This window comes from Flavobacterium sp. FlaQc-47, from assembly GCF_044006475.1.
Classification (GTDB): domain Bacteria; phylum Bacteroidota; class Bacteroidia; order Flavobacteriales; family Flavobacteriaceae; genus Flavobacterium.
The window spans coordinates 864,755-886,640 of sequence record NZ_JBIPCQ010000001.1 but is presented as its reverse complement, the minus strand read 5'-3'; the positions used below and the strand labels follow the sequence as shown (position 1 = coordinate 886,640).

Genomic DNA, 21,886 nt, shown 5'->3' with positions numbered 1-21,886 from the left:
AGAGCATATAGAACACATTTTAGAACTCGTAGTATAATTTTGCTCCAGAGTTTAAAAATAAGGCTCTTAATAATCACATTAAATTAAAAATTTGGATATCATGAAAAAGAAATTAGCTTCAGTATCGCTTTTATTATTAACATTCGCTGCAGGTGCACAAAATATGGCAACAACGACAGCTCAAACTACAATTGAAAAACCTGCTTATAATAAATGGTCTATTGAATTAAATGGTGGATTAAATAAACCGCTTAGAACAATAACTCCTGGTTACTCTACTGAATCTCTTAGTCCGTTTCACGCAGATTTAGGTGTAAGATATATGTTTAATCCTAAATTTGGTCTGAAATTCGATGTTGGATATGATCAATTTCAGGAACGCAATGACACTCCTGAATTCGAAAGCAAATATTACAGAGCAAGTTTACAAGGGGTAATTAACCTTGGAAGAGCTTTAAACTTTGAAACCTGGACAAACACATTTGGTTTATTAGCACATGGTGGTTTTGGTGTTTCTCAATTAAGCTCAGATGAAGGTTTTGACGGAAAAGATTACATGGGTCATGGAATCATGGGTTTAACTGGACAAATTAGATTAAGTAACAGAGTTGCTTTAACTGGAGATCTTACTGGTATTGTGAACGGAAGACAAAATCATAACTTTGATGGTCAAGGTGTTCCAACAACTGGTTCATTAGACGGTGTATTATTGAATGCTTCTGTAGGTTTGACTTTTTACCTAGGTAAAAACACGAAACATGCTGACTGGTATTCTGAAGAAAATGAAAGATTAAATAAATTAGAAGACAGAGTTACAACTATTGAAACTAATTTAATTGATACTGATAAAGATGGTGTTGCTGATCTATATGATTTAGAACCAAATACTGTTTCTGGAGTTGCTGTAAATACTAAAGGACAATCTATTGATACGAATCAAAATGGTGTTCCGGATGAATTAGAAAGCTATTTAGACAAAACTTATGTTAAACAAGGTAGCCAAACAGCAACAAATAGTACTGTTGAAGAATTGATTAACGGTGGTTATGTAAATGTATATTTCGACTTTAACTCTTCTAAACCAACAAATGCTTCTTTATCTGGTGTTGACTTCTTAGTTAAATACTTGAAAAACAATCCTGGTAAATCTGCAGATATCATTGGATATTCTGACGAAATTGGAAGCTCTGCTTACAATACTGAATTATCAAGAAAAAGAGCTGAAGCTGTGAAAAAAGTAGCTGAAAATGCTGGAATCGATGCTTCAAGATTGAATGTAATTGCTAACGGTGAAGATACTTCTGTGAACAAAAATTCTAAAGAAGCTCGTCAAATCGTAAGAAGAGTTACTTTCCAAGTGAAATAATCTTATTATATATTTTTAAAATCCGCTTCAGAAATTCTGAAGCGGATTTTTTTTGCTTTATAAAATGCAGGAATAAAACAGAAAACAAAAAAGGACGAAATGTAAATTTCGTCCTTTTTTGTTTTTATAAAATTAACTGAATTAGTCAATCGCTCTTTTTGTAATATCTCCAAAAGCGTCGATTCTTCTGTCTCTGAAAAATGGCCAGTTCTGACGTACATTTTCCTGAAGGTCTAAATCTACTTCGGCAATTAAAATTTCTTCCTGATCGTGAGATGCCTGAGCTAAAATTTCACCTTGTGGTCCCGCAATAAAAGATGCTCCCCAAAACTGAATTCCCTCTGTTCCTTCTATATATTTTTCTAAACCAATTCTGTTTGCAGCGGCAACAAAAACTCCATTTGCAACAGCGTGACCTTTCATTACATTCATCCAGGCACCGTATTGGTTTTCTCCATATTGTTCTTTTTCTTTTGGATGCCATCCAATTGCAGTAGGATAAAACAATACTTCAGCACCTTTTAATGCTGTGATACGAGCTGCTTCGGGATACCATTGATCCCAACAAATTAATGTTCCAATTTTTCCTTTTTTAGTCTCAATTGCTTTAAAACCTAAATCTCCTGGAGTAAAATAGAATTTTTCATAGAAATGTGGATCGTCCGGAATGTGCATTTTACGGTATAAACCAGCTTCTGTTCCGTCAGTATCAATAATATAAGCACTGTTGTGATAAATTCCTGCCATTCTTTTTTCGAAAAACGGAACAATAATTACTACACCTAATTCTTTTGCTAATGCACTAAAGGCTATAAACGAAGTGCTGTAAAGTGGTTCTGCTAATGCAAAATTATCTACATCTTCACTTTGGCAAAAATAATGGCTGCTATATAATTCTGGTAGTAAAATAACTTCTGCTCCTTTATTGGCTGCATCTTTTACCCAGCTGATACATTTTTTAAGATTATTTTCGGCAACGTCATTTAGGTTTAACTGAATAACGGCGATTTTATATTTTCTTTTCGGCATGACTTAAAATTTAGAAGTGCAAAAATAGTAAATTTTAGAGGAATTTTAGAAAATCTATTTTAGAAAAAGATTAAATCAAATTATTTAAAAGTAGTAAATTCATCTAATTGAAAATTTACTTTATCAACAACTTCCTGAAATTCATAAAATTCAGTTTTAAAAATAAAACCCAAATGATAATTTATATTTTCATGAGAAATTTCATAGTGAAAGTTAACTTTTGAAAATTCTTTTTTTTGAGTTTTGATATACCACTTATCAAATAGTTTCTTTCTAAAGTTCTGTTTCAAATCAATACTGTCGCAAATATAATATACTATCAAAGTAGGATTCATAATAAGATAATCATTTATAATTGTAGTAATTGTAATTTCTATTTCCGGATCATTAAAAAATTTCTGATTATTTGTTTCTCCAAAATCAATTGAATATAAATTTTCAAAAAAATCGCTGTCAAAATTCATTTTCCTAAAACTGACAAAATATTTTAAACCGTATTTTGTGGTAAAATAAAAAAGAGGGTCACGACCCTCTTCTAAAATATATTGATACATAAATACTATTCTTCTTATTTCTTTAATTTTGAGATAACGTGTTTACGATGTTCTTCCTTTAAATCAACCAATTTTTTCAAGACAGAAACTAATTTCGGATTTGGCTTTATATTTATTGTTTTTTCCATTTTACTTAAATTAAAGAACAAATGTAAGAAATTATTTTTACATCCTTTTATTTTTAAACAAATTACATTTAAAAATCAATATCAAATTCTTACAAAAATAATAATAAAAAAAAAACCATTTTACAAATTTCTATCTTATTAATATTTGCAAAATGGTTTTTATTCTTAAAATTTATAAACGAAAAATTTGTTATTCAATAACGACTTTTGTTGTTATAAATTCAGTTTCTGATTTTTTGAATTTGATTTCAAAAGTTCCTTTTGTTGCTGATTTGAATTTGTAAATTGTCTTTTTAGGATCCGGAACTTGTTGTGTACAAACTTCTGATGGATATTTTACCTCTACTTGTAAACCTCTTACTGCTCCAATTGCTGTCTCGCTAATTTTACTGAATTCTCCACAAGCATTATCTACAATAAAAGTCACATCATAACTCAATTCATCATTTACTTTTCCGGTGGGAGGACCTTTTACTTCTGTTACGAATGCGACTTTTGTAGTTGGGTTTGTAACAGGTTTATCGTCGTCATTGCTGCATGAAATTAAAGCTGTTGCTAAAAATAATACTACAATTGCTGATTTAAATCTAAAATTTTTCATATAAAATAATAATTAATTGTTAATTACTATGAAGATGGAGATGCATTGCTTTGGTTGCTTCGAGAAATTGTTAAATAATTCACTAAAAAGACCAAACAATTGTAAATCAAAAACTTATTATAATATAATAAATTACGCCATAACAGTTATTTCTTATAAAAAATATACTTCTAAACTAGCCTCGATGGAAACGGCATCCTTTTTGGCCGTTTTTTTGCGGATAAAAAGATATAGTGAACAGCGGGACAAATCGTGTTTTAAAAATGATTGTTTTGCTCCAAAAAAAAACACCATTCACCGCGGCGAATAGTGTTTTGATATTTTATATTTATAAGTTTTTAAGCTTGTTTTTTCTTTGAGAATATCTTTTTGAACAGATTTACAAATGCCAAAACTATAAGTCCTAATAATAAACCTATTACAAACTCTTTTATAATGGAAGGGATATTAATTTTAGGCACTAAATGGTGAAAAAATGGAATATAATGTACAAATATTCCTCCGGCAACTAAAAGTAAAGCGATTGTACCAATAATTGTTAATCCTTTGATGACTATTGGAAGCGCCTGAACAAGTAGATTTCCGATTTTTTTAAGCAAACTATTATCTTTTTTACCCAGTTGGATTAATTTAAGTCCTACTTCGTCCATTCTCACAATTACTGCCACAATACCATAAACTCCAATAGTTGCAATTAATGCAATGATTGATGTTACAATGATTTGCTGAACAAGAGGTTCCTCTATTACTGTTCCTAAAGCAATAATTACTATTTCTACAGATAAAATAAAGTCAGTTATAATCGCTGATTTTACTTTTCCTTTTTCTGCTTCCAGAATTTCTTCTTCCGTTAATACTTCATCAGTTATTCCTGCTGATTCTTCGTGTCTGTGGGGAAATATATATTCGTATATTTTTTCGGCTCCTTCATAAGCTAGAAATAATCCTCCCAACACTAAAATTACGATTATAGCATCTGGTAAAAATGCGCTTAATAAAAATGCAATTGGCAAAATGATTATTTTATTAAGAAGTGATCCTTTACTGATTGCCCATAATACCGGAAGTTCTCTTGATGATGCAAAACCAGAAGCTTTCTCTGCATTTACTGCCAAATCATCTCCTAAAATTCCAGCTGTTTTTTTTGCTGCAATTTTACTCATTACTGCAACATCATCCATTATTGCAGCAATATCATCTAATAATACAAAAAAACCTGATGCCATTATACCTTTTTTATTTTTAAAAACTGTGTAATTCACTGGATTTGAGTATCCAATTAAATTGTTCAGTTTTATTATTTATCTCCGCTAATCTAAGACTTTTTTATTTATTTTTTTATCTTAAAAATTAACTGCACTGTCCTAAAAGTACCCAGATAATTACAAAAACGAAGATTGTTCCAAAACATCCTCCACCTAATTTTTTTGCTCCGTAACCTGCTAGTAATCCTCTAAAAATATTATTCATAATGTTTTTGTTTTTTATTTTATTATATATTTATTATTGTGTTTATACACTTATGTAAATTACATAATTTAATATGAAATAGTTTTTATATGACTTTTAAAAAAAGTTTCATGATTTACGGATTGGAACTGTTGCAATAAAAAAGCACCAACGTTTCTGTTGATGCTTTTTAAAATTATATATTTTTAATTAAAAATTAAATCTTAATCGGTCGTAACATTATTACCATTATTAATTAACGTAGCCTTATCTATACTTCCTTGTCCAGTAGGAGGTGCTGGTGGGTTCTGACCTTGTAATTGAAGATTTTTGCCTGCTGAAGGAGAAATATTTAAAAATCTGCTTATAATTAAATTAACCTTAGAACTTGATAATGCATTTCTATTAAAATTAAGACTTCCATTCCTAGAATATACTGAAGACAATTGTGGTAATTCTATAGAGTTCAAAATTATATTATTACTAAAATAAATAGTTTTTGCCTTCGTTAACAAAGGCAAAGAAATAGAAACTAAAGATGGATTATACATTATCTCAACGTCATAGCCATCTATTGTTTTTAAAACAGGAAATAATATTGACCCTAATATTTGATTATTTACGATAGTAAGATCATTATAAATTGCAGTTAGATTATTTAAATTTATAGTAGTTAATTTTAAATTATCACTAATACTTAAGTTTATTATTTTTTTTACCATACTTAAATTTAGAGTAGTCAAATTTGCTGTACCATTAACATAAATATTTTCTGTATAAGGACCAAACTCTGCTTCTATTTGTGCAACAGCCTCTGCATCTGTAACATCTCCAGTTATTATTATACTTGGTTTCCCTTTATTTTCATTACTTCCGGCATATAAAGCGTAAGGCACACTTAAAAGTTGGCTTGTTCCGCTAATAGCATAATTGCTCCCTCCTGTTGGGTCGATTTCTGTCTTGATAAAATGTGATCCGGCACCCCAATTTATACCCGAAAACGTTCCAGTAACTGGTGTCCCTGCTCCTATTTCTAAAGTTACTAATCCGTTATTGTTTGTTGTTGTGTTTTGAGTTTCGACATAAGAAGGAGTTCCAGTAGCTGAACCTGACAAAATACTGATTTTTATATTTACTAAAGTAGTTGCAACCAAGGTTCCATCTGCTTTACGAATAACCGATTGGTAACTCATTTTTTGTGGAGCCTGAGCGAATAAAATTGTAAAAGAGCTTAATAATAGTAATGCAAGAGTAATTTTTTTCATATGTTTCTGCAATTTTGAATGTTATTTTTTTATGATTTTAAAAGTCTTTATTGTTTTATTGCCATCATTTACTGATAGAAAATAAATGCCCTGATGTAGTTTCTGCATTGATATTTTAGTTTCTGAAGCTGTTATTTTCAAATTTTGAGAAACTGTTTTGCCAGTTATATCAAATAAATTGCAGGATAAGTTATTCCATTTTTCATTATTCACCATTAAGTTAAGTACATCAATAGCAGGATTAGGATAAGCTGTTATTACAAGATTGATTTCAATAAATTCATCATTGCCTAATGTAACTATTTCATAAGGCTGCTGAACACCTTGTACAACATATCCCTCTGATCCAGGCAAACTTGTATAAATAATTTGTCCTACTGAATAACTCGATGAACCTCCTGTTCCAGTGGCATTTCCGCCTGAAACTACTACGCTTTGTTGTGAATAACTACTGGTTATAAGCGAAATGCCTGCAATAAATGAAAATAAAAAAGTGTGTTGGTTTCTTTTCATATAATTTTATTAATTGTTAATTATTCAAATATATAGCAATTCTTACATAAATACATTGTTTAAAATAAGAGAATCATAAATTACTAACATAAAAAAAGCACCAGCCTTTCGACTGGTGCTTTCTCTCTCAAAAAAATAAAACCAAAATTATTCTACGGTTTGTGTTTGATTTCTAAAAACCAACTGACCGTCAAAAGCATCTAATAAAATAATGCTGTCTGTGGTAATCTTTCCTGCCAAAATTTCTTTTGACAATTGATTTAGGACTTCTCTTTGAACTACACGTTTTACGGGTCTCGCCCCAAACTGCGGATCATAACCTTTATCAGATAAATATTTAATAGCTTCCGGAGTTGCATCCATTATTATACCTTGTAAAGCAAGCATTTTTGTGACGCTCTTAAGCTGTAAGCCAACAATTTTAGAAATATTTTCGACTGTTAAAGGCGTAAACATTACAATTTCGTCGATACGGTTTATAAATTCAGGACGAACCGTTTGTTTTAATAATCCTAAAACTTCGGTTTTTGCCGCTTCTGTTGCTGCCTCAACACTTCCTTTAAGGTTTTCAAATTTATCTTGTATAATCTGACTTCCCATATTAGATGTCATGATGATAATTGTATTTTTAAAATCAGCAAGACGCCCTTTATTGTCTGTCAACCGGCCCTCGTCAAGAACCTGCAATAAAATATTGAAGGTATCCGGATGCGCTTTTTCAATCTCGTCCAACAAAATTACAGAATAAGGTTTTCTACGCACGGCTTCTGTCAACTGACCTCCTTCATCATAACCCACATATCCCGGAGGCGCACCCACTAAACGGCTCACGCTGTGACGTTCCTGATATTCACTCATATCAATACGGGTCATGGCATTTTCATCATCAAAAAGATATTCGGCTAAAGCCTTTGCTAACTCTGTTTTACCAACTCCTGTAGTTCCTAAAAACAAGAAGGTTCCAACTGGCTTTTTCATATCCTGCAAACCTGCACGGCTTCTGCGAACGGCATCACTTACGGCTTCAATCGCTTCTTCCTGACCTACAACACGTTTGTGCAATTCGTCTTCCAGATGCAAAAGTTTTTCTCTTTCTGTCTGAAGCATTTTCATAACTGGAATTCCTGTCCATTTAGCAACAACCTCTGCAATATCTTCACGGGTTACTTCTTCCTTAATCAAAGAATTTCCTAATTGATATTCCTGCAATTGTTTTTGCAAAACATCAAGGCGTTCTTGGGCTTCTTTTATTTTTCCATAACGAATTTCGGCTACTTTACCGTAATCTCCGTCACGTTCTGCGCGTTCTGCTTCGTATTTAAAATCTTCAATTTCTAATTTTACAGCCTGGATTCCGTCAACAACGTCTTTTTCTGATTTCCATTTTGCATAGATTTCATTGCGTTCTTCTTTTAAGTTCGCCAAATCCATGCGTAAAATTTTCAGTTTACTTTCTTCTTTTTCACGTTTAATGGCTTCGATTTCGATTTCTAACTGCATGATTTTACGATCCAAAACATCTAATTCCTCAGGTTTTGAATTGATTTCCATACGCAGTTTTGAAGCTGCTTCGTCCATCAAATCGATCGCTTTATCCGGTAAAAAACGATTCGTAATATAACGTTGCGAAAGTTCAACTGCTGCAATAATTGCCTCATCTTTAATTTGAACTTTATGATGTGTTTCGTACTTTTCCTTGATTCCGCGTAAAATTGAAATCGCACTTTCAGTATCCGGTTCATCAATTAAAACTTTTTGGAAACGACGTTCCAGGGCTTTATCTTTTTCAAAATATTTTTGATATTCATCTAAGGTTGTAGCTCCAATTGCTCTCAATTCTCCACGAGCCAAAGCCGGTTTCAGGATATTCGCCGCGTCCATTGCGCCTTCTCCTCCACCCGCGCCTACAAGCGTATGAATCTCATCAATAAACAAAACGATATCACCTTCTGCAGCTGTAACCTCTTTTACAACTGATTTTAAACGTTCTTCAAATTCTCCTTTGAATTTCGCGCCGGCAATCAACGCTCCCATATCAAGTGAAAAAACGATTTTATCTTTTAAGTTTTCCGGCACATCGCCATCTACAATTCTATGTGCCAAACCTTCGGCAATGGCGGTTTTACCAACTCCCGGTTCTCCCACTAACATTGGGTTGTTTTTTGTTCTTCGTGTCAAAATCTGTAATACACGACGTATTTCTTCATCACGACCAATAACCGGATCCAGTTTTCCGTTTCGTGCTAACTCGTTTAAGTTTTTAGCATATTTATTTAACGAATTGTAGTTTTCTTCTGCTGAAGATGATGTTACTCTTTCTCCTTTACGTAGTTCTTCGATTGCTGCTTTCAACCCTTTTCCGGTAACGCCCTGATCTTTTAAAATTTGGGAAACTTTACTTTTAGAATCAAAAATTGCCAGTATTAAATGTTCGATTGAAACATATTCATCGTTCATTTTCTGAGCAATAATTTCTGCTTCGTTCAACGCTTTGTTAGCATCTCTGGAAAGTAAAATATCTCCACCGGAAACTTTTGGAAAACTTTGAATTGTTGAGTCTAAAATTTGTAAAAACAACGGAACATTTACATTTAGTTTTTTCAAAATAAACGGCGCTACATTTTCATCTACTTCAAAAATAGCCTTAAAAATGTGTTCGTTTTCTATTTGCTGTTGTCCGTTGCGTTGTGCCAATTGCTGTGATAGCTGAATGGCTTCCTGCGATTTGATTGTGAATTTATTTATGTTCATATGTGTAAATTTTGATTGATTTTACTTATAAATTGCGATACCATTAAAATTACAATTTATTGGATTAAATTTTTAAGTTTAAATGATATAACTTTGTTTCTGATTAGTCAAAACATATTCCATAGTAAAAATAAAGACAAAATGACATTAAAAATCAGTTTTTAACTCTTTTTAAGCGTCAAAAAGTCACAAAACAAGTCAATTATGAGTTTTTTAAATTCAATATTCGGAAGTTCAGAGAATTCAGATTCTCCAAAAAGCAATGTTAACTGGACAGAATTAACAGATATTATTCAATTAAATGAAATTGAAGCCATTTCTCAGGAAAAACCTGTTGTTATTTTCAAACACAGTACAAGATGCAGCATTAGCCGTATGGCTTTAAAGCAATTTGAGCGTGAATATGATTTAAATGAAACGGTTGCTGCCTATTTTTTAGATCTTATTGCGCACAGAGATATCTCTAACGGAATTGCCAGTAAATTTGGTGTATATCATGAATCTCCACAATTGATTTTAATCAAAAACGGAAAAGCTATTTATGATGTTTCACACAGCGATATTGATGCTGAGGCATTGAAAACTAAGATCTAGTTTTTTGTAAAATGTAAAATGTGAATTGTTAGAGGTTTAATTTCTCACAATTCACATTTTACATTCTACATTCTACGAATCACAATTTACAATTCTAAAAATTTCCTTCTGAACCTCCACCGCTAAATCCTCCTCCACCATAATCCATTGGTGAAGCTGGTGCTTTTACTTCTGGTTTTATGCCAAATGTTGAGGCAACTATTAAAGCTTCGGCATTTAAAATGGCATTAGAATTATTGATTCTGTCCGGTTTAAATGTCATACCTGATTCATTGCCTTTTAGTTTTCTAATCGAAAAATACGCTATTGCGAATAAAACTAATCCGCCAATGGTTAAAGCTACTTCTATTGGTAAAACCGAATAATAAAATCGTATTGTATAAATCGAAAATCCGACAGCTAAAAAACTAATCCAAAGCATTATTCTGTCTTTAGTTTTTAAAGCCTGAACCAAATACACCACCGGAACGATAGAAGTAAAAGCATAAAAGAAAATAGCAAACGGAATATCAGTTCCCGGAAGAATTTCATTTCCTAAAAGTTGTACCGAAAGTTCTCTGACTACTAAATAATTACAGGAAAGATAAAACAATATCAAACAAAAACTATTGGCTAATAAAACACCATTATAATAATAATTTTGTTTAAGTGTATTTAATATTCTTTTCGTGAAAAAATAAAATCCAGCCGAAACCACCATAACCACAAATGGCAAAATAGATTTTGCAATCTCGCCAAACTCAAACATTCCGTAAAATAAAACTGCAGATGCTGCTAGACAGAAAACCAGCAATGACAATAAATGTAAATATCGCCTATACATTACAAAAGACGCGATTGCTGTAAAAAGTGCAATCTGTAATTCGTAACCTTCGGTTGTTAAAGCAATTGATATTCCCATATTTAAAATAGCACCTAAAATAAAAGCATCATCTAAACCGTGTCCGTAATATTTATTATTAGCCAGAATTTCTGCTCCTGCAAAACCAACAACGGCAAAAATGTAACAGCAAATCTTAAAAAAAGTATTTTCAGAATTGGAACCGGTCAATCCTAATAAGGCAATTACACCACAAACAGACAAATATAAAAATGCCCCTAGTAGAAAAAATCCCAATCGTACCAAAAGATTACTTTGTCGTTTAAAAGCAGGCAGTTCTTTCTTGATTAAATTCCTTTGCTCTTTACTAATAAATCCGGCAGATTGTAAAGAATTTGCTTCCTCAACTAAAGCTAAATTGTCTAATAAATTTTTATCGTATACTATCATGCTGCAACTTCTTTATTGAAGGTTTTAATCAATTTTATAAACATTATTATAGAGCCAATAAAATATACTGGAAGTAACATAATAAATAACATCCAGACATCTGAGAAATTAATATTTTCGAAAATTCTGATAATGAAAATATTTAGTCCAATATAAGCATAGATAATCATAAAAACATACAATGAAATTGCCTTGAGTTCGTAGCTAATTTTATAGAAATAATACGAAGATAGTGCTAAAACAACTACAAAAAGTAACCAGATTCCATTTTCGAAATACTCTACAAGACTACTAATTGTTGCAATGCTGATAATATGCAAAGCAAATGTTAGATAAATGATATTAAAATGTGTTTTTAATTGAATCCGTTTACTGTAAATCGTCCATAAAATAAGTAAAATTCCCAGCACTATTGCTGAGTAACTTAAAGTCTGATGTTGGTAAAAATTAATGTTATTCAATAAATCCTGCGGTGTTACCGAAAGTCCAACATAAGCCGCTAATCCGGTAATAGCAATGGTTAAGACACTTTTATTATCGAAATAATACGCACAAAAGAAACTCACAGCTGTAGGGATTAAAGTTGCTAATCCGTAATGTGTTCCAAAAGGCTGATATTGAAATTGCAAATATCCTATAAATATACAAGTGAGAATATTGGCGGCTAAAACTAAATATTCTAAAACAGGATGTTCAAAAGCAGTTTCTGATTTACTGAATCCTTTTGAATTTTTAAAACAGAAATAAAAACAAACTCCTATAACAATTAGCAAAAGCGACAGAATTGCGATATGACCAATGCTATCAATATTATTATAAATTAAAACGCCTATTCCTGTGGTAAATAATAAGATAGACAAATAAAGGAACAATTTTAATTCTGCGTTTAAGGAAAAAATATTCAAATTTCGATAAGAAGCGATTTCCTGATATTGATGTTCTGTTATTAGGTTTTTATCGAAAAGTGCTTTTGTAGCGTGTTCATCAAACTTATTCATATTTTGTATTTAGATGTGTACTAATCAAAAATAGTCTTTTTTGTTTGAATAAAAATTTAGCAGTAAATAAATACTTACTAAACATACAGATGGATCTTTTTTTTAAATGACTAATTATAATATTTTACTAAAATTATTGCTCATATGATTTTATAAATTAAATTCGTGCAATCGATTACATTAACTATCTTAACCATAAACCAAAAAAATTTAAATGAAAAAAAATATAATCCTGCTCTTTTTATTATGGAGTATCACAAATCTTTCTGCACAAAACTACTATATGCGATCTCCCGAAGGATTTGGCGAGAAAACAACTGGCGGAGGAAACGCAACTCCTGTTGCAGTAAATACGTATGAGGAATTATTAGCTAAAATTAAAAGTAATACTCCTGAGGTTATTTTAGTTTCCGGAACAATTACAATCCCTAGTGGAAAACCTATACAACAAGTTGTCTCAGACAAATCTATTATTGGATTACCGGGCGCAAAACTTGTAAACGAAAACCAATCTAATCCCGGAGCCGGAATTTTATATCTCAAAACGGGTTCAAATAATGTTATTATCCGAAATTTGGTCTTTATTGGCCCCGGATCTTATGATATTGACGGACAAGATAATTTGACTGCCGATTGTACAAATCTCTGGGTAGATCATTGTGAGTTTCAGGATGGTCAGGATGGAAATTTTGACAATAAAGGAAAAGCTGATAATGTCACCATTTCCTGGTGTAAGTTTACCTATTTAAAAGCACCAAAATCAGGAGGTTCAGGAGGAGCTGATGATCATAGTTTCAGTAATTTAATTGGTTCAGGCAAAAATGATTTTCCTGCAGATGGACATTATAGTATTACCTTCAAAAATTGCTATTGGGCAAAAGGTTGCAAACAAAGAATGCCACGCGCAAGGAATGCCGAAATTCATATCCTAAATTGTTATTACAATACATCAGAATCAGGTTCTTTGGCAATTGGTTTAGGCGGAGGAGTTAAAAATTCAACTTGTTATGTTGAAGGAACTGATTTTGCAACAGTAGATAAGGTGTTTAAGGATTATATTACTACCGATAGCGGAACTGTTGGAATTGCATTTTCAAACTGTCGTAAAGGTCCAATGGATTTTGGCACACCTGTGAATAAGCCTCCCTATAAATACACAACTCTTCAAGTTAGCAAAGTAGAAGAATATGTTACCAATAAATCCTGTGGTGCGGGAGCTACGTTACAAGTGAGTTCTACGGGTTTAATCTCAACAACTTGTAATAAAAGTTAACAAAGGTGTAGTCCCTACGGGACACAAAATAAATTGATTTTCTACCAATATGTAATCTCTCCGAGATATTTTTTGTTACTCCGTTAGGAGTTAAATGTTGGTAGAATTAATGAAAAATACACCATAAAATTGCCAGTATGTCACTCTGCGACATATTTTTATTACTCCATTAGGAGTTAAATATTGGTAGAATTAATAAAAAACACACCATAAAAATTACCAGTCTGTAATTCGCCGAGATATTTTTTTATTACTTCGCTAGGAGTTAAATATTGGTAGAATTAATGAAAAACATACCATAAAAATTACCAGTATGTAATTCTCCGAGATATTTTTATTACTCCGTTAGGAGTTAAATGTTGGTAGAATTAATGAAAAACACATCATAAAAATTACCAGTACGTAATTCTCCGAGATATTTTTTTATTACTCCGTTAGGAGTTAAATATGGGTAGAATTAATAAAAAAAACACCATGAAAATATCCCGTAGGGATTACATTTTTTTAGATAAACTATTCATTGAATTGTTAGACCGCAATTTGAATTTTATAAAAAAACCGATTTGAACATTAGTACAAATCGGTTTTTTTATTGATTGAAAATAACTTAAAAAGCTGCTTTCATTTTATCCTTAATAGCATCTAAACATAAGTTATTGATACTTCCTTCGTGTGTGTGCTTTGTTTCTTTTGGCGATTGATACGTTCCGGCTTCTAATTGTTCTGCAACTGCTTTGTATGCATCTCTAAAAGGCATTCCGGCAACCACCATTTCGTTCAAAGTATCTACTGTAAACAAATAATCGTATTTTTTATCTTTCAAAATATTGTCTTTTACTGTAATATCTTTTACAGAGAAAATCGCAATATCAAGACACGCTTTCAGGTTTTGAAGTGCTGGAAACAGTCCTTCTTTTAAAAGCTGTAAATCTCTGTGATAACCGCTTGGCAAATTATTGGTTATCAAAGTAATTTCATATGGAAGTGCCTGAATTTTGTTGCATTTTCCTCTGATTAATTCAAATACATCGGGGTTTTTCTTGTGAGGCATAATGCTCGAACCTGTTGTAAGGTGTGCCGGCAAACCGATAAAATCAAAATTCTGACTCATATACAAACAAACATCCATTGCAAATTTTGATAAAGTTGCTGCAACACTGCTCATGGCAAATGCCACTGTTTTCTCTGCTTTTCCACGGCTCATCTGGGCTGCAACAGCATTGAATTTCAACGTTTCAAAACCTAGTTCCTGAGTGGTAAAAGTTCTGTTGATTGGAAATGAACTTCCGTAACCTGCCGCAGAACCTAACGGGTTTTGATCTACAATTTTTAAAGCAGCATTTAACATCGTAACATCATCAATAAAACTTTCGGCGTAAGCAGAAAACCACATGCCGAATGACGACGGCATTGCGATCTGTAAATGTGTATATCCCGGCAATAAAACATTTTGGTGCCTTTCTGCCGATTCCATCAATAAATCAAATAATGTTTGTACTTGTTCTTTTAAGGCTTTTAACTCGTCTTTTAGATACAAATGAACATCTACCAATACCTGATCATTACGCGATCGCGCCGTATGGATTTTCTTTCCGGCATCGCCCAATTTTACAGTCAATAAATATTCTATTTTAGAATGTACGTCTTCAAAACTGTCTTCAATTTCGAAATTTCCAATGACAATATCAGCTATGATTTCGTTTAAAGCATCAACTAAAGAAGTTGTTTCATCTTGCGTCAATAAACCAATTTGACCCAACATTTTGGCGTGTGCAATAGATCCTAAAGCATCGTATTTTGCGAGAACCAAATCCAGTTCACGATCGTTACCAACTGTGAAATGTTCGATTTGTTTGTCTGTAGGTATTCCTTTTTCCCAAAGTTTCATAGGTAGATTTTTAGACTTCTTAGATTATTAGATTGTTAGACTTCTTAGATTTTTGGATCTTATGATGTTTATATGTTCTAATGTATTCTAATGTAGTTGTTTATATTGTTGGTGTTTCTAGCCCCGATAGTAGTGGAAATCCTTTTTCTGGCTTCTTTAGCCAGGAAAAGATTGAAACGGATAGCGGGAAATAGCTCCTAATCCTTCGACTTCGCTCAGGATGACAAGGATTATAATTATAATTTAAAGAAATCGGTTAGTATTTTAATATACAGGTCAACTCCTTCTTCGATTTCGTTGATGAAAATAAACTCGTCTGCTGAATGTGAACGCAATGTTTCTCCTGGTCCCAGTTTTAAAGACTGACAACTCAAAACGGATTGATCTGAAAGTGTTGGCGAGCCGTAAGTTGTTCTTCCTAAAGCAATTCCGGCTTGTACCAAACCATGCGCGATTGGAATAGAAGATGCATTTAAATGCATTGATCTTGGCGTTACTTCTGCATTTACATTCGCTTTTACAACTTCCAGAATTTCTGTATTTGAATAACGGTCGGTTACACGAATATCAACCACCAAATCGCATTCTGAAGGTACCACATTGTGCTGTTTTCCAGCGCTGATTTGCGTTACAGTCATTTTTACGGGACCTAAAACATCTGAAATTTTATCGAATTTATAGTTTTTAAACCATTCCATTACCGGAATTGATTTGTATAATGAATTATCATCGTTTTGATGTGCGGCATGACTTGCGGTTCCTTTTACTTTTACGTCAAGAACTAACAAACCTTTCTCAGCTACAGCCAATTGCATTAAAGTTGGTTCGCCCACAATGGCGCAATCCAATTCTGGTAAATGCTGTAAAACGCTGTTTAAACCGTTTTTTCCGCTGCTTTCTTCTTCGGCGGAAGCTACAATTACTATATTATGAGACAGGTTTTTGTTTTCGTAAAAATGCACAAACGTTGCCAACAACGAAACTAAACAACCTCCGGCATCATTACTTCCTAATCCGAATAATTTACCGTCTTTTTCTATGGCTTTAAACGGATCGTTTGTATAGGCTTGGTTTGGTTTTACGGTATCGTGGTGCGAATTCAGTAAAAGTGTCGGTTTATTTTCGTTGAAATATTTGTTGAAAGCCCACACATTATTGTTTTCTCTTTTAAAAGGAATCTGGTTTTGATTGAACCAATTTTCTATTAAAAGAGCTGTTTGATCTTCTTCACTTGAAAATGAAGGGGTTTCGATTAGACTTTTTAATAAACTAATTGCTTCCTGGGTAAGCGTTTCTATATTTTTCATAGGTGTAGGTTCTCTGCCACAAAGGCTCAAAGTCACAAAATTTTTTATTGATTTTTTTGAATCAATTTTGTGACGATTTTAATTTGCGCAAATTTCTTAAATTAATATTTAAAATGTCTTCCGCAATCTATTTTTTTTGCCACGAATCAAACAAATTTTCGCTAATTTTTTTAAATTTTGATTCGTGAAAATTTGTGTAATTCGTGGCTTTATCTTTATAACGTAATCGTTGTATGCAAAACGTCTTGGTTTTGAAGCATTTTATGATGCCCAATTTTGATTTTCTGAACACCTCTTGATAAACTATTGAAGCAATTATCCAATTTTGGAATCATTCCGGAATGGATTACTTTTTCGGCTTTTAATTTGTTGTATAGCTCTTCGTTGATCTCTTTTATTACAGAATCATCATCTTCCGAATCCTGCAAAACTCCTTGTTTTTCAAAGCAATAGGTTAGCGTAACATCAAAAACATCAGACAATGCAATTGATAATTCGCTTGCAATTGTATCGGCATTTGTGTTTAGTAATTGTCCGTTTTTGTCGTGTGTAATGGCGCAGAAAACAGGAACTATTCCAGCTTCAAGTAAAGTTGCCAATAACTTTGTATTAACTTGTTTTACATCGCCTACAAATCCGTAATCTATTGTTGGATGATTTCGTTTTATTGACTGAACCAAATTCCCGTCAGCTCCGGAAAATCCCATTGCATTGTTGTTTTTTGCTTGTAATTGCGCTACAACATCTTTGTTGATTTGTCCGGCGTAAATCATTACGACAACGTCAAGCATTGCTGCATCTGTAATTCGGCGGCCTTCAATCATTTGAGGAACTAAACCAATACTTTGTGCCATTTTTGTAGCCGATTTTCCTCCACCGTGAACTAAAACTTTATAGCCTTCAATTTTAGAAAAATCGGTTAAGAATTGTTCTAACTCGGTGGGGTTGTCAATAATGTTTCCACCTATTTTTATTACTTTAACTTTATTCATGAGGTTCGAAGGTTCAGAGGAACAAAGGGACAAAGTTTAGATTCAGTTTGTAAAAACCTTTGCAACTTTGTGCCTTTGTACCTCTATTTATAACTTTTTAAGAATCTTTTGTAAAACTAATTGTGCCGAATACGTTCTGTTATTCGCTTGCTGAATTACAATAGAATTTTCGCTATCGATGACTTCGTCGGTTACAATTACATTACGACGAACAGGAAGACAGTGCATGAATTTTCCGTTGTTGGTTAATGCCATTTTTTCAGCATTTACTGTCCAACTAGGGTCAATGTTGGTTACTTTTCCGTAATCATTGAAGTTGCTCCAGTTTTTTACGTAAACGAAATCGGCATTTTCGAAAGCTTTGTTTTGATCGTATTCAATTTTGCAGTCTTTTGTAATTTCCGGGCTCAATTCATAACCTTCCGGATGTGTGATGACAAAATCCATGTCTTTTTGTATTTGCATCATTTCTACGAATGAATTGGCAACGGCTTGTGGTAAAGCTTTTGGATGCGGCGCCCAAGATAAAACTACTTTTGGTTTGTGTTTTGTCTTGTATTCTTCCATCGTAATCGCATCTGCCAAAGATTGCATTGGGTGACGAACGGCACTTTCCATATTCACAATTGGCACCGTTGCATGTTTCAGAAATCCCGAAATAACCGTTTCGGCATAATCTTTTTCTTTGTCTGCCAAACCTGCAAAAGCACGAATGGCGATAATATCACAATATTGAGATACTACTTCTGCAGCTTCTTTAATATGCTCCGAAGCTCCGGAATTCATTACTGCTCCGTCTTCGAATTCTAATGTCCAGCCATCGTTGGTAAAATTCATTACCATAACGTTCATTCCTAAGTTTATAGCCGCTTTTTGAGTACTCAAACGCGTTCTTAAGCTTGGATTGAAGAATAACATTCCTAGGGTTTTATTTTTTCCTAAGTCTTGATTTTTAAGCGGGTGCTTTTTGATTTTCAACGCGCTTTTTACCCATTTTGATAATGAGTCGATATCTTGTATTGAAATATAGTTCATTGTTTTTTTATTGTTTAATCGTTAATTTGTTTATTTGTTTATTTGTTTCATCGATTAAGCGAATTAACGATTAAACAAATAAACACTTCTACACAATTTTAGTAAACGAAATTTCATCCTTCAACGCCTTTAAAATAAAATTATCATTTAACCCATTGACGATCCAGGTTTCTATGTTAGCAGATTTTGCGATTCCGGCTGCTTCGATTTTGGATTGCATTCCGCCTGTTCCGTGTGATGATTTTGATTCTCCGATTTCTTTTTCTAATGTTTTCAGATCGTTTACCAATTTTATCGTTTTAGGATTTTCATCATGAATAGAATCTTTCGTGTAAATTCCGTTTGTATTAGTCGCAATAATCAGAATATCAACATTTAGCAGTACTGCCGTTAAAGCGGCTAATTTATCGTTATCTCCAAACCGAATCTCATCCGTAGCAACTGTATCGTTTTCATTAATAATCGGAATGTAATTGTTCTCGACCAAAACATTAATCGTATTGACAATATTTACTTTCGATTGCTCTTTTTCGAAATCTGAATATGAAAGCAAACATTGTGATGTCAATAATCCTAAATCGCTGAAATTCTCGTGGAAAATCCGCATTAAATGGGGTTGTCCAATTGAAGCTAAGGCTTGCTTTAATGCAATTTCTTTACCTTTGCTTTCTAATTTTACAAATTGCCTGGCTGCGGCAATGGCTCCTGAACTTACAATTACAAATTCGTAATCTTTGTTTAAAGCGGCAATTTGCATGCCTATATCTTCAATCTTTCCCCGCGAAATATGATTTGTTTCTTTGGTTAAAGTATTACTTCCTATTTTTAATAAAATCCGTTTTTTAGTCATTTTTTTTAAGTGGCTAAGGTTCTGAGTTGCTAAGGCTCTAAGTTTTATATTGTAAACGTCTTTTTACCGCAAAGGGCGCAAGGTTTTTTATATTCTTTGTGTTTACAAACGGTAAGTTCGCAAAGCTTTGTCTATAAGTAAATTTCAATAAATCTAAAATTCTAAGATGTCTAAAAATCTAAGAAAGTCTAATTATCGTATTTGTCCTTCTCCGTAAACGTACCATTTATTGGTTACAAGATGTTGTAAACCAATTGGGCCTCTTTGATGTAATTTATCTGTGCTTATGGCTAATTCTCCGCCCAGACCAAATTGTCCGCCGTCTGTGAAACGGGTTGAGGCGTTGTGATAAACTGCAGCTGCGTCAACTGATTCCATGAATTGTTTTGCACTATTTTCATCTTTTGTAATTATTGCTGCCGAATGTCCGCCACAATATTTGTTGATTTTTTCGATTGCATGTTCTTCCGAATCAATAGTTCCGATGACGATTTTATAATCTAAAAATTCTTCATACCAGATATCTTCGTTTTGAAGTGTTTCTGTGTCTTCAAAGCTTTTTAGCGATTCATCTACAATAACTTCTACTTTGTTTTCAATTAAAGTTTCAATTAAAACAGCTGTAAAACCTTCAAAATTGGGTAATCTTGAATCGATTAGAACTTTATCCAAAGCATTACAAGCAGATATTTTAGAGGTTTTAGCATTCAAAATTACTTTTAAAGCCAAATCTGTATCTGCATTTTGATGAACGTAAACAAAATTATTTCCGCGTCCGCTTACGATAACCGGGCAAGTCGCGTGCGCTTTTACAAACTCAATTAATTTTTCTCCTCCTCGTGGTACAATTAAATCTACTTTTTGAGTTGGTTTTTCTAAAAAAGCCTGAGTTTCTGCGCGATTATAATTCAAATACTCCACCCAATCTTTCGACACTCTATTTTCTTCTAAAGCCTGATGCCATAGATCAACAATTTTCAAATTTGATTTTAAGGATTCTTTTCCTCCTTTTAATAAAATCTTATTTCCGGATTTAAAAGCAATTCCGCCCGCTTCAATTGTAACGTCTGGACGAGATTCGTAAATGATTAATATCGTACCAAAAGCTGCCGTTTTATTGATTACTTTAATTCCATTATCATGAACAAAGTGAAAACGCTCTACTCCAACAGGATCTTCTTGTGAAGCTAATTGGTTCAAAGATAAAATCATCTCGTCGACTTTTTTTTCATCTACTTTCAAACGTTCCTCCATCGCTAAATCTGAACCGTCGTAAGCCAATAAATCTTCCTGATTGGTGAGGATTATTTGACTCCGCTCCTGCTCGACTAGTTTTGCCATAGCATGCAAAACGAGATTGCGTTTTTCGATTGATAATGGGTTCATAATTTGTAGTTGGTTGTTTTTTTGGTTGTTTACTTTATAGCATCAATCTCCTTTTTCATTCTCTGTCTCCAATTTTTCCCGTTTCTTTTTTCGAGATATGGCTCAGAGATTTTTCTATATTCTTCTTTCGAAATCTCCATACTTTCAGAAACTATGCAATTACTTGAAATAACAAGACCATACTTCTTTCTTATAGAATCTTTTTTTTGAAATTTTATATATTCAATTTTATCTCTTGGTGGCAATAATAGGCCTACGGAAAATTGTTTAATTTTTCCTTTTTTAATATCATTTCTTGCCTCATTTTTATAAAATCTTATCGAACTTTCTAATTCTTCCTTATTAATATAAAACCGATATAGTCCATTTGATAACATCAAAATGATACACAAAACATTGATAAGAATCATAGAACGAATTAATTTTCGCGAAAAACTTATTTTCTTATAAAATAACAGGCTAAAAAAAATAGCTGCTAAAAATAATACGCCGTAAATGAATAAAAGCTCCTTCCATTCAACATGTTGGATTAGAATATCACTCAAAGTAAAACGCTCTGGATAATTAAATAAATAGTAAACAAAAATATTAACTATCCAGAGTATTAAAGTACTGATAAACACCCCTGCTTTCATAA

19 protein-coding genes are annotated in these 21,886 nt (G+C 32.7%); 3 read left to right on the top strand and 16 right to left on the bottom strand.

All coding sequences use genetic code 11. The features are described 5' to 3' along the window. Positions 1–100: 100 nt before the first annotated feature. A complete protein-coding gene (locus ACHRVX_RS03645; protein ID WP_395329321.1) occupies positions 101–1,366 on the top strand; it encodes an OmpA family protein in 1,266 nt (421 codons plus the stop codon). A 141-nt stretch (positions 1,367–1,507) separates the two neighbouring features. On the opposite strand, the gene ACHRVX_RS03640 is transcribed toward ACHRVX_RS03645, so the two are convergent. The 7 genes from ACHRVX_RS03640 to clpB all read right to left on the bottom strand — a co-directional run bounded on the left by ACHRVX_RS03640 (position 1,508) and on the right by clpB (position 9,656). Further along, positions 1,508–2,395 carry a carbon-nitrogen hydrolase gene (locus ACHRVX_RS03640; protein ID WP_395329319.1) on the bottom strand — a complete coding sequence of 296 codons (888 nt, stop codon included), beginning with the start codon at positions 2,393–2,395 and terminating at the stop codon, positions 1,508–1,510. 80 nt (positions 2,396–2,475) lie between these two features. Then, positions 2,476–2,949, bottom strand: coding sequence for a DUF6169 family protein (locus tag ACHRVX_RS03635; RefSeq protein WP_395329317.1), 474 nt, complete (start codon positions 2,947–2,949; stop codon positions 2,476–2,478). 318 nt (positions 2,950–3,267) lie between these two features. Further along, entirely contained in the window at positions 3,268–3,678 is a 411-nt protein-coding gene (locus tag ACHRVX_RS03630) for a hypothetical protein (RefSeq protein WP_395329315.1), read from the bottom strand. A 338-nt stretch (positions 3,679–4,016) separates the two neighbouring features. Further along, on the bottom strand, positions 4,017–4,904 hold the full coding sequence (locus ACHRVX_RS03625) for a DUF808 domain-containing protein (protein WP_395329314.1): 888 nt from the start codon (positions 4,902–4,904) through the stop codon (positions 4,017–4,019). A 447-nt stretch (positions 4,905–5,351) separates the two neighbouring features. Then, a complete protein-coding gene (locus ACHRVX_RS03620) occupies positions 5,352–6,392 on the bottom strand; it encodes a hypothetical protein (protein ID WP_395329312.1) in 1,041 nt (346 codons plus the stop codon). Between the two features lie 21 nt (positions 6,393–6,413). Next, positions 6,414–6,905, bottom strand: coding sequence for a T9SS type A sorting domain-containing protein (locus ACHRVX_RS03615; protein ID WP_395329310.1), 492 nt, complete (start codon positions 6,903–6,905; stop codon positions 6,414–6,416). A gap of 147 nt (positions 6,906–7,052) precedes the next feature. Continuing rightward, positions 7,053–9,656 (bottom strand): ATP-dependent chaperone ClpB, encoded by a 2,604-nt coding sequence (gene clpB, locus ACHRVX_RS03610; RefSeq protein WP_395329308.1) that lies wholly within the window; start codon positions 9,654–9,656, stop codon positions 7,053–7,055. Positions 9,657–9,860: 204 nt separating this feature from the next. On the opposite strand from clpB, the gene ytxJ reads away from it, so the two are divergent. Beyond that, positions 9,861–10,250 carry a bacillithiol system redox-active protein YtxJ gene (gene ytxJ, locus ACHRVX_RS03605; RefSeq protein ID WP_395329305.1) on the top strand — a complete coding sequence of 130 codons (390 nt, stop codon included), beginning with the start codon at positions 9,861–9,863 and terminating at the stop codon, positions 10,248–10,250. 94 nt (positions 10,251–10,344) lie between these two features. On the opposite strand, the gene ACHRVX_RS03600 is transcribed toward ytxJ, so the two are convergent. Further along, the gene (locus ACHRVX_RS03600; protein ID WP_395329302.1) at positions 10,345–11,520 is read right to left on the bottom strand and encodes a hypothetical protein; all 1,176 of its coding nucleotides are present in this window, start codon (positions 11,518–11,520) and stop codon (positions 10,345–10,347) included. After that, positions 11,517–12,518: a DUF2157 domain-containing protein gene (locus tag ACHRVX_RS03595; protein WP_395329299.1), complete on the bottom strand. Its 1,002-nt coding sequence runs from the start codon at positions 12,516–12,518 to the stop codon at positions 11,517–11,519. The genes ACHRVX_RS03600 and ACHRVX_RS03595 overlap by 4 nt, the downstream gene beginning before the upstream one ends. 214 nt (positions 12,519–12,732) lie before the next feature. Here ACHRVX_RS03595 and ACHRVX_RS03590 point away from each other — a divergent pair, with 214 nt between their 5' ends. Then, positions 12,733–13,791, top strand: a complete 1,059-nt coding sequence (locus ACHRVX_RS03590; RefSeq protein WP_395329297.1) for a polysaccharide lyase family 1 protein — start codon at positions 12,733–12,735, stop codon at positions 13,789–13,791. A 607-nt stretch (positions 13,792–14,398) separates the two neighbouring features. Here ACHRVX_RS03590 and argH read toward each other — a convergent pair. From argH to ACHRVX_RS03555, 7 genes are all read right to left on the bottom strand, one after another. Beyond that, positions 14,399–15,679: an argininosuccinate lyase gene (gene argH / locus ACHRVX_RS03585; RefSeq protein WP_395329294.1), complete on the bottom strand. Its 1,281-nt coding sequence runs from the start codon at positions 15,677–15,679 to the stop codon at positions 14,399–14,401. Between the two features lie 236 nt (positions 15,680–15,915). Further along, a complete protein-coding gene (locus tag ACHRVX_RS03580) occupies positions 15,916–16,986 on the bottom strand; it encodes a M20 family metallo-hydrolase (protein WP_395329291.1) in 1,071 nt (356 codons plus the stop codon). Positions 16,987–17,201: 215 nt separating this feature from the next. Then, a complete protein-coding gene (argB, locus tag ACHRVX_RS03575; RefSeq protein WP_395329288.1) occupies positions 17,202–17,978 on the bottom strand; it encodes an acetylglutamate kinase in 777 nt (258 codons plus the stop codon). Positions 17,979–18,065: 87 nt separating this feature from the next. Further along, a complete protein-coding gene (locus ACHRVX_RS03570; RefSeq protein ID WP_395329285.1) occupies positions 18,066–19,013 on the bottom strand; it encodes an N-acetylornithine carbamoyltransferase in 948 nt (315 codons plus the stop codon). An 88-nt stretch (positions 19,014–19,101) separates the two neighbouring features. Further along, entirely contained in the window at positions 19,102–19,863 is a 762-nt protein-coding gene (proB, locus tag ACHRVX_RS03565; RefSeq protein WP_395329282.1) for a glutamate 5-kinase, read from the bottom strand. 192 nt (positions 19,864–20,055) lie between these two features. Beyond that, a complete protein-coding gene (locus ACHRVX_RS03560) occupies positions 20,056–21,249 on the bottom strand; it encodes a glutamate-5-semialdehyde dehydrogenase (RefSeq protein WP_395329279.1) in 1,194 nt (397 codons plus the stop codon). A 29-nt stretch (positions 21,250–21,278) separates the two neighbouring features. After that, a complete protein-coding gene (locus tag ACHRVX_RS03555) occupies positions 21,279–21,884 on the bottom strand; it encodes a hypothetical protein (protein ID WP_395329276.1) in 606 nt (201 codons plus the stop codon). Positions 21,885–21,886: the final 2 nt, after the last annotated feature.